This is a genomic window from Streptomyces sp. NPDC002057, assembly GCF_040296665.1.
Classification (GTDB): Bacteria; Actinomycetota; Actinomycetes; order Streptomycetales; family Streptomycetaceae; genus Streptomyces.
In genome coordinates this window covers 1-12,699 of record NZ_JBEOXR010000099.1, presented here as the reverse complement: position 1 = coordinate 12,699, position 12,699 = coordinate 1, and the positions used below count along the sequence as shown (strand labels likewise).

The following is a 12,699-nucleotide window of genomic DNA, read 5'->3' as shown; positions in this document are numbered from 1 at the left end:
GGCCGCGGCGGCACCGCCCCCTCGGCGGTCGCCGTCCAGCTCGTCGCCGTGGAGCGGGTGACGGGAATCGAACCCGCGTAGCTAGTTTGGAAGACTAGTGCTCTACCATTGAGCTACACCCGCACAGCATCGCGCCGCAGGTCACGAGGACCGCGGCACGAAGAGCATGGTAGCGGTTCCGGGGCGGTTCGCGCACACCCGTAAAACAGGGGGCGCCGCACAGTCCCCGTCCATGTACCCTACGTGTCGCACCGACGGGGTGTGGCGCAGCTTGGTAGCGCGTCCGCTTTGGGAGCGGAAGGCCGTGGGTTCAAATCCCGCCACCCCGACCATGACGATCACGCGCCCGGCGTGCGCGCACTTGATCACGTTGTGGGCGTCATCCCGCTTGCGGTTACTATGCAAGCTGCGTGCCCGTGTGTCTTTCTGACCGGGCCGACCCACCGGGACCGCCACACGCGGAACCGGTGGATTCCAGGAATCAGCCACAAGGAGACCGAACCGTGAAGAGCGCCGTGGAGACCCTGAACCCGACTCGGGTTCGGCTCACTGTCGAGGTGCCCTTCGAGGAGCTCAAGGACAGCCTCGACGCGGCGTACAAGAAGATCAACCAGCAGGTCACGGTCAAGGGCTTCCGTAAGGGCAAGATCCCTGCTCGCGTGATCGACCAGCGGTTCGGCCGCGGCGCCGTGCTGGAAGAGGCCGTCAACGACGCGCTCCCGAAGTTCTACACCGAGGCCGTCAACGAGGCCGAGGTCAACCCGCTCGGCCAGCCCGAGGTCGACATCACCGAGCTGAAGGACGGCGAGCTGCTGGCCTTCACCGCCGAGGTGGACATCCGCCCGACGATCGAGATCCCGGACTACTCCGGCATCGAGGTCACCGTCGACGCGGTCGAGGTCACCGACGAGGACATCGAGAAGTCGGTGGAGCAGCTCCGCGAGCGCTTCGCCTCGACCTCCCCGGTCGAGCGTGCCGCCCAGGACGGCGACGTCGTCACCATCGACCTCGAGGCCAAGGTCGACGGCGAGATCCTCCCCGACGGTGTCGCCGACGGTGTCTCGTACACCATCGGTTCGGGCGAGCTGCTCGACGGCATCGACGAGGCCGTCAAGGGCCTGGAGGCCGGTGGCGAGGCCACCTTCACCTCGCAGCTGAAGGGCGGCTCCGCCGAGGGCAAGGACGCGGAGGTCACCGTCAAGGTCACCACCGTCGCCGCCCGTGAGCTCCCCGAGCTGGACGACGAGTTCGCCCAGCTCGCCTCGGAGTTCGACACCCTCGACGAGCTCAAGGCCGACAGCCGCAAGCGCCTCGAGAACATGAAGCAGTTCGACCAGGCCACCCAGGCCCAGGAGCGCGTCCTCGACGAGCTCCTCAAGCTGGTCGAGGTCCCGATGCCCGAGAAGCTTCTCGAGGACGAGATCAACACCCGCAAGCACAACCTGGAGCACCACCAGCTCGGCCAGATGGGCATCGACCTCGCGAAGTACCTGGAGATCCAGGGCAAGACCGAGGAGGAGTTCCTGGCCGAGACCCAGGAGCAGGCCGAGAAGGGCATCAAGACGCAGTTCATCCTCGACGAGCTCGTCAACAAGGAGAAGCTCGACGTCTCCCGCGAGGAGCTCACCGAGCACCTGTTCCGCCGTGCCGCCTCCTCCGGCATGAGCCCCGACCAGTTCGCCCAGGCCGTGGCCCAGGGCGGCCAGGTGCCGATGCTCGTCGGCGAGGTCGCCCGCGGCAAGGCCCTCGCGGTCGTCGTCGAGGCCGCCAAGGTCGTCGACACCAACGGTGAGGTCGTCGACCTCTCGGACGACGAGGACGAGACCGAGACCGCCGCCGAGGCCGTCGAGGCCGTCACCGGCGAGGCCGAGGTCTCCGAGGACAAGTAAGGGGCCTTCCGCCCCGCGCGGACCCCGTGCCACGGGCCCGTACGCACTCCTGTGCGTACGGGCCCGTGGCGGTACGCGTCCCGGTTACGCGCCCCCAACTACCTTGCGCTCCCAGCGAACAGTTCGGGAACCGGGATGGCGTTGTCCTACCTGCGCGTTAGGGTCCATGAATACGAGGGCAGTGCCCTCCGAACGAGACGCTGAGACGGCTCTGGCCGTCGGAGACGAGCAGGTGGATACGTGACGAATCTGAAGCCTTACGCCGCGGGTGAGCCGTCCATCGGTGGCGGCCTCGGCGACCATGTCTACAACCGGCTGCTCGGCGAGCGGATCATCTTCCTCGGCCAGCAGGTCGACGACGACATCGCCAACAAGATCACCGCTCAGATGCTCCTCCTGGCCGCCGACCCGGACAAGGACATCTTCCTCTACATCAACAGCCCCGGTGGCTCGGTGACCGCCGGCATGGCCGTCTACGACACCATGCAGTACATCCCGAACGACGTCGTCACCATCGGTATGGGCATGGCGGCCTCCATGGGCCAGTTCCTGCTCACCGGCGGCACCCCCGGCAAGCGCTTCGCGCTGCCGAACACCGACATCCTGATGCACCAGGGCTCCGCCGGCATCGGCGGTACGGCCTCCGACATCAAGATCCAGGCCGAGTACCTCCTCCGTACGAAGCAGCGCATGGCCGAGATCACCGCGCACCACTCCGGCCAGACCGTCGAGGCGATCATCCGCGACGGTGACCGCGACCGCTGGTTCACCGCGGACGAGGCCAAGGGGTACGGCCTCATCGACGACATCATCACGCACGCCGCGGGCGTTCCGGGCGGCGGCGGCACGGGCGCCTGAGCGCCGGCAGCCCGCCCCAGAGCCCCAGCCCCCCGCCGAACGCCACCAGGACGGTGAACACCCAGATGCAGAACAACCTCTCCCCGAGCGGCCTCTACACCGGCGCGCCGATGGACAACCGCTACGTCGTGCCGCGCTTCGTCGAGCGCACCTCGCAGGGCGTGCGCGAGTACGACCCGTACGCGAAGCTCTTCGAGGAGCGCGTGATCTTCCTCGGCGTGCAGATCGACGACGCCTCCGCCAACGACGTCATGGCGCAGCTGCTGTGCCTGGAGTCGATGGACCCGGACCGCGACATCTCGATCTACATCAACAGCCCCGGTGGCTCCTTCACCGCGCTGACGGCGATCTACGACACGATGCAGTTCGTGAAGCCGGACATCCAGACGGTCTGCATGGGCCAGGCGGCCTCCGCCGCGGCCGTGCTGCTCGCCGCCGGCACCCCCGGCAAGCGGATGGCCCTGCCGAACGCCCGCGTGCTGATCCACCAGCCGTCCGGCGGCACCGGCCGTGAGCAGCTCTCCGACCTGGAGATCGCGGCCCGCGAGATCCTGCGCATGCGCAGCCAGCTGGAGGAGATGCTGGCCAAGCACTCCTCCACCCCGATCGAGAAGATCCGCGACGACATCGAGCGCGACAAGATCCTGACGGCCGAGGACGCCCTCGCGTACGGGCTCGTCGACCAGATCGTCTCGACCCGTAAGAGCACGGCCTCCTCGGAGCGCTGACGCCCGACCTTCCCTCGGCACGGGGCGCGTGGCCGAATCGCGACCATGTGAACCGTGCCAAGGGGGGCCCGAACGGGGGGCCCGGCAAGGTACCGTCGAATATGAGGCACCAGGAGTCGCTGAACCAAGCACTCCCAGGCGAAGGGGAAGCACCTCGTGGCACGCATCGGTGATGGCGGCGACCTGCTCAAGTGCTCGTTCTGCGGAAAGAGCCAGAAGCAGGTGAAGAAGCTCATCGCGGGACCCGGTGTGTACATCTGCGACGAGTGCATCGACCTCTGCAACGAGATCATCGAGGAAGAACTCGCGGAGACGAGCGAGGTGCGCTGGGAGGAACTCCCCAAGCCCCGCGAGATCTACGAGTTCCTCGAGGGGTACGTCGTCGGGCAGGAGCCCGCGAAGAAGGCCCTCTCGGTCGCGGTCTACAACCACTACAAGCGCGTCCAGGCCGGCGAGAACGGCGGCGGGCAGGGCAGGGACGACGCGATCGAACTCGCGAAGTCCAACATCCTGCTCCTCGGCCCCACCGGCTCCGGCAAGACGCTCCTCGCGCAGACGCTCGCGCGCATGCTGAACGTCCCGTTCGCCATCGCCGACGCGACGGCGCTGACGGAGGCCGGCTACGTCGGCGAGGACGTCGAGAACATCCTGCTCAAGCTGATCCAGGCGGCCGACTACGACGTCAAGAAGGCCGAGACCGGGATCATCTACATCGACGAGATCGACAAGGTCGCCCGTAAGAGCGAAAACCCGTCGATCACGCGCGACGTCTCCGGCGAGGGCGTGCAGCAGGCCCTGCTGAAGATCCTGGAGGGCACCACCGCCTCCGTACCGCCGCAGGGCGGACGGAAGCACCCGCACCAGGAGTTCATCCAGATCGACACGACGAACGTGCTCTTCATCGTGGGCGGCGCCTTCGCCGGCCTGGAGAAGATCATCGAGTCGCGGGCGGGCGCCAAGGGCATCGGCTTCGGGGCGACCATCCGCTCCAAGCGCGAGATCGAGGCGAGCGACCAGTTCCAGGAGGTCATGCCGGAGGACCTGGTGAAGTTCGGGATGATCCCCGAGTTCATCGGCCGTCTCCCCGTGCTCACCTCCGTCCACAACCTGGACCGCGAGGCGCTCCTCCAGATCCTGGTCGAGCCGCGCAACGCGCTGGTGAAGCAGTACCAGCGCCTCTTCGAACTCGACGGTGTGGAGCTGGACTTCGACCGCCCGGCCCTGGAGGCCATCGCCGACCAGGCGATCCTGCGCGGCACCGGCGCGCGTGGCCTGCGGGCCATCATGGAGGAGGTCCTCCAGTCGGTGATGTACGAGGTCCCGTCCCGCAAGGACGTGGCCCGGGTCGTCATCACGGCGGACGTCGTCCGCAACAACGTCAACCCGACGCTGGTCCCGCGGATCGTGAAGAACGACGGCAGGCACGAGAAGTCGGCCTGACGCCACGAGCACGACGAAGTGAGGGGGTCCCACCCGAAGGTGGGACCCCCTCACTCATGTCCGGTCAGCCGCTCAGAGCTTGACGCGAACCTCCTTGCGGAGCTTGGCGGTGATCGCGGCGGCGTCCTCGGCGGAGCCGGTCGACCCCGTGAGCGCGGTCGCCATGTCGATCGGCACCACGAAGCCCACGGTGCTGTGGTCGGCCCAGACGCACATCGTGACGCTGAAGGCGGGGGTGCCCGAGGTGCTGTCGGCCTTCCCCTTGGCCTGCTGGCACTTCAGGACCGCGCCGTCGAGCTCCGCCGGCTTGTACTCCTGCGGGCTGCCCTGCAGCTGAGGCGCGTCGGGCTTGGCCGCGTCCTTCTCCGCCTTGGTCTTGGCGCTGGCGAAGATGAGGTCGACGACCTTCTCGGGGTCCTCGATCTCGCCGTAGAGACCGCTGAAGGAGATGAGCTTGCTCGCCAGCGGGTTGGCCTTGTTCTCCACCTGGTAGGAGGCGCTGACCTTCTTGGCGTTCTTGACGCCGTTCTTCTCGGCCTCCGCCAGGGAGTCGTCACCGGACGTACCGCCCTTGTCGGGCATCTTCTTGTACTCGGTGAGCACCGTCTCCGGGGTGATCAGCTTGTGCGGGCCGTCGTCCGCGACCGAGGCGCCGCCGCCGCCCCCGAAGACGAAGTACGCGCCCACACCGAGCGCCGCGACGACCGCGACCGCGCCGATGATCCAGCCGGCCTTGGACTTCTTCGGGGCCGGCGGGTGCGGGACGTAGCCGCCGGGGCCCTGGGGGGCGCCGTACTGCGGCTGCTGGCCGTAGGGGCCGGGCTGCTGACCCTGCGGGTAGCCGTACGGCGGCTGCTGCGGCGGGACGCCCTGCGGCGCCTGCTGGGGGTACCCGTAACCAGGCTGGGGCGCCTGCGGCTGGCCGTACGGGCCCGGCTGCTGCGGCTGCTGGCCGTAGGGGCCCGGCTGCTGGCCGTACGGCCCGGGCTGCTGGGGCGGCTGACCGCCGTACGGGCCCGGCTGGTTGTAGCTCATCGACAGGTTCCCCTCACAGGATGTTTATGCCTACCGAACATCCTGGCGGAACCGTCGGACAGTCGGTGCGGCGGGGGCCACACCGTTACCGAACCAAAGCGTTTCAGGACAGGCCCGCAACACCCCTAAACTGGGCCCGTGACCGAGAACACTCAGCAGCAGACAGCGCCCATCACCGAACTGCCGACCCAGTACGCGCCGGCCGAGGTAGAGGGGCCGCTGTACGAGCGCTGGGTGGAGCGCGGGTACTTCGAGGCGGACGAGAAGAGCGAGAAGCCGCCGTACACCATCGTCATCCCGCCGCCGAACGTCACCGGTTCGCTCCACCTGGGCCACGCCTTCGAGCACACGCTGATCGACGCCCTCACCCGCCGCAAGCGCATGCAGGGTTACGAGACGCTGTGGCAGCCCGGCATGGACCACGCCGGCATCGCCACCCAGAACGTCGTCGAGCGCGAGCTCGCCAAGGAGGGCAAGTCCCGCCACGACCTGGGCCGTGAGGCGTTCGTCGAGCGCGTCTGGCAGTGGAAGGCCGAGTCCGGTGGCCAGATCTCCGGCCAGATGAAGCGTCTGGGCGACGGCGTCGCCTGGTCCCGTGAGCGCTTCACCATGGACGAGGGCCTCTCCCAGGCCGTCCAGACCATCTTCAAGAAGCTCTACGACGACGAGCTGATCTACCGCGCCGAGCGCATCATCAACTGGTGCCCGCGCTGCCTCACGGCCATCTCGGACATCGAGGTCGAGTACCAGGACGACGACGGCGAGCTCGTCTCCATCCGGTACGGCGAGGGTGACGACTCCCTGGTCGTCGCGACCACCCGCGCCGAGACGATGCTCGGTGACACGGCCGTCGCCGTCCACCCCGACGACGAGCGGTACAAGCACCTGGTCGGCAAGCAGATCAAGCTGCCGCTGACCGACCGCACGATCCCGGTCGTCGCCGACACCCACGTCGACCCCGAGTTCGGCACCGGCGCCGTCAAGGTGACCCCGGCGCACGACCCCAACGACTTCGAGATCGGCCAGCGCCACAACCTGCCGAACCTCGCCGTCATGGACGAGCGCGCGGTCATCACCGTCCACGGCCCCTTCCAGGGCCTGGACCGCCTGGAGGCCCGCTCCGCCATCGTCGCCGCGCTGCGCGCCGAGGGCCGGATCGTCGCCGAGAAGCGTCCGTACACCCACTCCGTCGGCCACTGCTCGCGCTGCAAGACCACCATCGAGCCGCGCCTGTCGCTGCAGTGGTGGGTCAAGGTCGGCCCGCTCGCGCAGGCCGCCGGTGACGCCGTCCGCGACGGCAAGGTCAAGATCCACCCGCAGGAGATGGAGAAGCGGTACTTCGACTGGGTCGACAACCTGCACGACTGGTGCATCTCGCGCCAGCTGTGGTGGGGCCACCGCATCCCCGTCTGGTACGGCCCGAACGGCGAGATCGTCTGCGTCGGACCGGACGAGCAGCCGCCGACGGGTGAGGGCTGGCACCAGGACACCGACGTCCTGGACACCTGGTTCTCCTCCGGCCTGTGGCCGTTCTCCACGCTCGGCTGGCCCGAGCGGACCGAGAGCCTCGAGAAGTTCTACCCGAACTCCGTCCTGGTCACCGGCTACGACATCCTCTTCTTCTGGGTCGCCCGGATGATGATGTTCGGTCTGTACGCGATGGACGGCACCCCGCCGTTCCACACCATCGCCCTGCACGGCATGGTCCGTGACCAGAACGGCAAGAAGATGTCGAAGTCCTTCGGCAACGTGGTCAACCCGCTGGACTGGATGGACACGTACGGCTCCGACGCCGTCCGCTTCACCCTGGCCCGCGGCGCGAACCCGGGCGTCGACGTCCCGATCGGCGAGGACTGGGTCCAGGCCTCCAGCAAGTTCGCCAACAAGATCTGGAACGCCACCCGTTTCGCGCTGATGAACGGCGCCACGGTCGAGGGCCCGCTGCCGGACGCCTCGGAGATGTCGGCGACGGACCGCTGGATCCTGTCGCGGCTCAACAAGACGGTCGCCGAGGTCGACGCGTTCTACGAGGACTACCAGTTCTCCAAGCTGTCGGACGCCCTCTACCACTTCGCGTGGGACGAGGTCTTCGACTGGTACGTCGAGCTGTCGAAGACGACGTTCTTCGCCGGCGGCGAGGGCGCCCGGGTCTCCGGCCGGGTCCTCGGCGAGGTCCTCGACGTCATGCTGCGCCTGCTGCACCCGGTGGTCCCGTTCGTCACCGAGACGCTGTGGACCACGCTGACCGGCGGCGAGTCCGTCGTGATCGCCGACTGGCCGAAGGACAGCGGCTTCCGCGACGCGGCCGCCGAGCAGGAGGTCGCGCTGGTCCAGCGCGTCATCACCGAGGTCCGCCGGTTCCGCAAGGAGCAGGGCCTCCAGGACGCCCAGAAGGTGCCCGCCCGCCTCACGCTCGACGGCACCTCGCTCGCCGCGCACGAGGCCGCCATCCGCCAGATCCTGCGCCTCCAGCCGGAGGGCGAGGGGTTCTCCGCCACCGCCTCCCTGCCGGTCGCCGGCGCCACCGTCGCCCTCGACCTGTCGGGGACGATCGACGTGGAGGCGGAGCGCAAGCGCCTCACGAAGGACCTCGCGGCGGCCGAGAAGGAGAAGGCCCAGGCGAACGGCAAGCTCGGCAACGAGGCCTTCCTGGCGAAGGCCCCGGACAACGTGGTCGACAAGATCCGTACCCGCCTCGCCAAGGCCGACGAGGACATCGCCCGCATCCAGGCCCAGCTGGCGACCCTGCCGCAGGCCTAGGACGCGGAAAGACGAAGGGCCCGGAACCGCACCGCGGTTCCGGGCCCTTCGCGTACCCCACGGCAGAGCTCCCGGGTGGCGCCGCGCACGGTCCCGAGCCACACGGGAATCCGGACGAAGTGCCCGATGTCACATCAGACGGGACTTCAGGTCCACGTCGTCGGGACGAAAGACCTTGGATGATGGAAGGCATGCTCCGCCTCCCCACCGTCCCCGCGCTGCGCCGTTGCGTGGACCGGTGGGCGGTCTCGCCCCGCGCCCTCGACGTCGTCGCCGCGCTCAGCGCCTTCGGCCTGATGGTCCTGGACGTGCCGGGGCTGGCCCGCGCCGACAACTCCCTCAGCGGGCTCACCGCGACCCTGGTCCTGGCGGCCGGAGCCGCCACCCTGGTGCTCCGGCGCCGGCTGTCGTGGGTCCCCTACCTCGTGGCGCTCGGCCTGATGGGCTGGCTGCACGAGCTGACGATGATCCAGTTCGCGCTGTACTCGATCGGCCGGTACCGGGGGCGGCGGTCCGCCGTCGTCGCGACCGTGCTGTACGTCGGCGTGGCCTACGCCCTCTTCCAGACGCCCGGCTGGCCCGCCCGGCACGGCGACACCCTGAGTGAGTTCCTGAGCCTGGTCGTCCCGATCGGCGTCCTCGCGGCGGGCGTCGGCGTCGCCGCGTACCGGCAGGACCTCGTCCGCGCCCTGGAGGTCCAGCGGCGCGAGGCCGCCGCCCGGCAGGCCGTCCAGGAGGAGCGGATCTCCGTCGGCCGGGACGTCCACGACCTGGTCGGCCGTGAGCTGACCGTCCTCGCGGTGCGGGCCGAGGTCCTCGCCGTACGGGCCAGGGGAGAGGCCCACCGGAAGGACTTCGAGGAACTCGCGGACACCGCCCGGCGGGCCCACCTCATGCTCAACGAGACCATCGTGCGCCGCGCCGACCGGGAGGCGGCCACTCCCGGCCTCGAAGGGCTCCTCGAACTCGCCGGGGAGAGCGAGCGGATGGGCAGCCCCGTGGAGCTGACGGTCGCCGAGGAGGCGAAGGCGCTGTCGCCGCTGCGGCAGGCGGCCGTCCACCGCGTCGTCCGGGAGTGCCTGACGAACGCGGCCAAGCACGCGCCCGGCCTGCCGGTGACGGTCGCGATCACGGTCGAGGGCCCCGGTCTGCGGATCGAGGTGCGCAACCCGCTGCCGAAGACCCCGCCGGACCCGGCCCCCGTCTCGACCGGCACCGGCCTGTTCTCGATGGAGGAGCGGGTCACCAGCATGGGCGGCACGCTGAAGGCCCGCCGGGAGGGCGACGGCTATCTGGTGACGGCGCTGCTGCCGACGGGGCTGGACCGCTGATCGCTCAGCGGACCGCCTTCCCCCGTACCCGCCGCCGACGGGAGTGGACCGCTCATCGCTCAGCGCACCGTCTCCGCCTTCCCCATCACCCGCTGCAGTCCGTCGAAGTCCTCCACACACCGCCCCGAGCCGATCGCCACGCAGTCCAGCGGGTCGTCCGCGACGAAGACCGGGATGCCCGTCGCCGAGGCCATCCGCAGGTCGAGGCCGGGCAGCAGCGCCCCGCCGCCGGTGAGCACGATGCCGTGTTCCATCACGTCCCCGGCCAGCTCCGGCGGGCACTCCTCCAGGGTGACCCGCACCGCCGCGATGATCGCCTCCACGGGCTCGTCGAGCGCCGCCCGCACCTCGGGCACCGTCAGCTCCACCGTCCGGGGCAGCCCGCTGACCTTCTGACGGCCCCGCACGGTGAAGGTTTGTCGCTCCCGCTCCTCCTCGCCCGGCACCGGCCAGGCCGTGCCGATCGCGACCTTGACGTCCTCGGCGGTCCGCTCGCCGATGAGCAGCCCGTGCTCCTTGCGGACGAAGTCGGTGAGGGCCGCGTCCATGCGGTCACCGCCCACCCGCAGCGACCGGGCCGTGACGATCCCGCCCAGCGAGATCACGGCCACCTCGGTCGTGCCGCCGCCGACGTCGACGACCATCGAGCCGCGCGGGTCGGAGACCGGCAGCCCGGCCCCGATCGCCGCCGCCATCGGCTCCTCGATCAGATGGACCGCCCGCGCGCCCGCCGAGAGCGAGGCGTGCACGATCGCCCGCCGTTCGACCTGGGTGACCCCGCTCGGCACGCAGACCACCATCCGGGTACGGGGCCGCCGGCGGCCCGGGACGGCCTTGCGCACGAAGTGCCGGATCATCTCCTCGGCCGCCTCGTAGTCGCTGATCACGCCGTCCCGCAGCGGCCGGATCGCGGTGATCGAGCCCGGTGTGCGCCCGATGGTCTCCTTCGCCTCCGTACCGACCGCGAGCGCCTGCCGCGACCCCTCCTGCACCGCCACCACGGAGGGCTCGTTGAGCACGATGCCCTGCCCGCGTGCGTAGAGGAGCGTGTTGGCCGTGCCGAGGTCGATCCCTATGTCCATGATCGCCAAGTTTGCCGGGCCGGTCCGGCGGACGGCGGACCGAAAGTCCCGAATGGGGCGGGTCCATGGTCCTGCGGTCGTCGCGTCGGTACCCGTCCGTAGACTGGCCCCGTGAGTGAGCCCCGCGACCCGTCCGACACGCCCGACCCCTCCGACGCGTTCGACGACATCGTCGACAACGAAACGACCCGTGACCCCGACCTGGCGGTGATCGAGGCCGGCAGCCGCACCCTGCGCACGCAGGGCGGTCCGCCCCAGGGCGACCCCGTGCCCGGCCGTCCGGAAGACCCGGAGCTGGACAAGGCGCTGCGCGAGGTCGAGACCGAGCTGTCCACCCGCTGGGGCGAGACCAAGCTGGAGCCCTCGGTCACCCGGATCGCGGCCCTGATGGACGTGCTCGGCGAGCCGCAGCGCGCCTACCCCTCGATCCACATCACCGGCACCAACGGCAAGACGTCGACGGCCCGCATGATCGAGGCCCTGCTCGGCGCCTTCGAGCTGCGCACCGGCCGGTACACCTCGCCGCACGTGCAGACCATCACCGAGCGGATCAGCCTCGACGGCGCCCCGATCTCCGCCGAGCGGTTCGTCGAGACGTACGAGGACATCAAGCCGTACGTGGAGCTGGTCGACGCCCGCGAGGAGTACCGGCTCTCCTTCTTCGAGGTCCTCACCGGAATGGCGTACGCGGCCTTCGCCGACGCCCCGGTCGACGTGGCCGTCGTCGAGGTCGGCATGGGCGGCACCTGGGACGCGACGAACGTCATCGACGGCTCCGTCGCCGTCGTCACCCCGATCGACCTGGACCACACCGACCGGCTCGGCGGGACGACCGCCGAGATCGCCGGCGAGAAGTCCGGGATCATCAAGCGGGGCGCGACCGTGGTCCTGGCCCAGCAGCCGGTGGACGCGGCGCAGGTCCTGCTCAAGAAGGCCGTGGGGGAGGACGCCACCGTGGCCCGCGAGGGCATGGAGTTCGGCATCGTCTCCCGCGAGGTCGCGGTCGGCGGCCAGCTCCTCACCCTGCGCGGCCTGGGCGGCGAGTACGACACCGTCTTCCTGCCGCTGCACGGCGCCTACCAGGCGCACAACGCGGCGGTGGCGCTCGCGGCGGTCGAGGCCTTCTTCGGGATCGGCGCCGAGCACGCCAGGACCCTGGACGTGGACACGGTCCGCCGGGCCTTCGCCCAGGTGGCCTCGCCCGGCCGTCTGGAGATCGTCCGCTCCTCCCCGACGGTGATCCTGGACGCCGCGCACAACCCGCACGGCGCGCGGGCCACGGCGGAGGGCGTCAGCGAGGCCTTCGGCTTCTCGCGGCTCATCGGCGTGGTCTCCACGAGCGGCGACAAGGACGCCAGGGGACTCCTGGAGGCCTTCGAGCCGATCTTCGCGGAGGTCGTCGTCACGGCGAACTCCAACCCCCGTGCCACCGACGTGGACACGCTCGCCGCCGTCGCGGTCGAGGTCTTCGGCGAGGACCGGGTCGTCGGGTCGTCGGCCTCCGTCCAGCGCGTGAGCCCGTTGGTCGCGCCGACGGACACCAGCCCCTTGCCGGCCACGTTCGCGTAGACGAGGT

Annotated in this window: 9 protein-coding genes and 2 tRNA genes; 8 read left to right on the top strand and 3 right to left on the bottom strand. The window is 69.9% G+C overall.

The window, feature by feature from the left end; all coding sequences use genetic code 11:
* Window positions 1–49 precede the first annotated feature (49 nt).
* Window positions 50–123 (bottom strand) — tRNA-Gly (locus ABT129_RS37525).
* A gap of 132 nt (window positions 124–255) precedes the next feature.
* On the opposite strand from ABT129_RS37525, the gene ABT129_RS37520 reads away from it, so the two are divergent.
* The 5 genes from ABT129_RS37520 to clpX all read left to right on the top strand — a co-directional run bounded on the left by ABT129_RS37520 (window position 256) and on the right by clpX (window position 4,915).
* Window positions 256–332, top strand: a tRNA-Pro gene (locus tag ABT129_RS37520).
* Window positions 333–503: 171 nt separating this feature from the next.
* A complete protein-coding gene (tig, locus tag ABT129_RS37515; RefSeq protein WP_351910669.1) occupies window positions 504–1,889 on the top strand; it encodes a trigger factor in 1,386 nt (461 codons plus the stop codon).
* Window positions 1,890–2,129: 240 nt separating this feature from the next.
* Complete coding sequence (locus ABT129_RS37510) at window positions 2,130–2,747, top strand: ATP-dependent Clp protease proteolytic subunit (RefSeq protein WP_351910667.1); 618 nt, start codon at window positions 2,130–2,132, stop codon at window positions 2,745–2,747.
* A 65-nt stretch (window positions 2,748–2,812) separates the two neighbouring features.
* Window positions 2,813–3,475: an ATP-dependent Clp protease proteolytic subunit gene (locus ABT129_RS37505; protein WP_351910665.1), complete on the top strand. Its 663-nt coding sequence runs from the start codon at window positions 2,813–2,815 to the stop codon at window positions 3,473–3,475.
* Between the two features lie 156 nt (window positions 3,476–3,631).
* Complete coding sequence (gene clpX, locus ABT129_RS37500; RefSeq protein WP_351910663.1) at window positions 3,632–4,915, top strand: ATP-dependent Clp protease ATP-binding subunit ClpX; 1,284 nt, start codon at window positions 3,632–3,634, stop codon at window positions 4,913–4,915.
* A gap of 72 nt (window positions 4,916–4,987) precedes the next feature.
* Here clpX and ABT129_RS37495 read toward each other — a convergent pair whose 3' ends face one another.
* The gene (locus ABT129_RS37495) at window positions 4,988–5,950 is read right to left on the bottom strand and encodes a hypothetical protein (protein WP_351910661.1); all 963 of its coding nucleotides are present in this window, start codon (window positions 5,948–5,950) and stop codon (window positions 4,988–4,990) included.
* A gap of 138 nt (window positions 5,951–6,088) precedes the next feature.
* Here ABT129_RS37495 and ABT129_RS37490 point away from each other — a divergent pair, with 138 nt between their 5' ends.
* Complete coding sequence (locus ABT129_RS37490; protein WP_351910659.1) at window positions 6,089–8,710, top strand: valine--tRNA ligase; 2,622 nt, start codon at window positions 6,089–6,091, stop codon at window positions 8,708–8,710.
* Between the two features lie 191 nt (window positions 8,711–8,901).
* Window positions 8,902–10,041: a sensor histidine kinase gene (locus ABT129_RS37485; protein WP_351910657.1), complete on the top strand. Its 1,140-nt coding sequence runs from the start codon at window positions 8,902–8,904 to the stop codon at window positions 10,039–10,041.
* 59 nt (window positions 10,042–10,100) lie between these two features.
* On the opposite strand, the gene ABT129_RS37480 is transcribed toward ABT129_RS37485, so the two are convergent.
* Window positions 10,101–11,123 (bottom strand): rod shape-determining protein, encoded by a 1,023-nt coding sequence (locus ABT129_RS37480; protein ID WP_351910655.1) that lies wholly within the window; start codon window positions 11,121–11,123, stop codon window positions 10,101–10,103.
* A 111-nt stretch (window positions 11,124–11,234) separates the two neighbouring features.
* On the opposite strand from ABT129_RS37480, the gene folC reads away from it, so the two are divergent.
* Window positions 11,235–12,692, top strand: a complete 1,458-nt coding sequence (gene folC / locus ABT129_RS37475) for a bifunctional tetrahydrofolate synthase/dihydrofolate synthase (protein WP_351910653.1) — start codon at window positions 11,235–11,237, stop codon at window positions 12,690–12,692.
* Window positions 12,693–12,699: the final 7 nt, after the last annotated feature.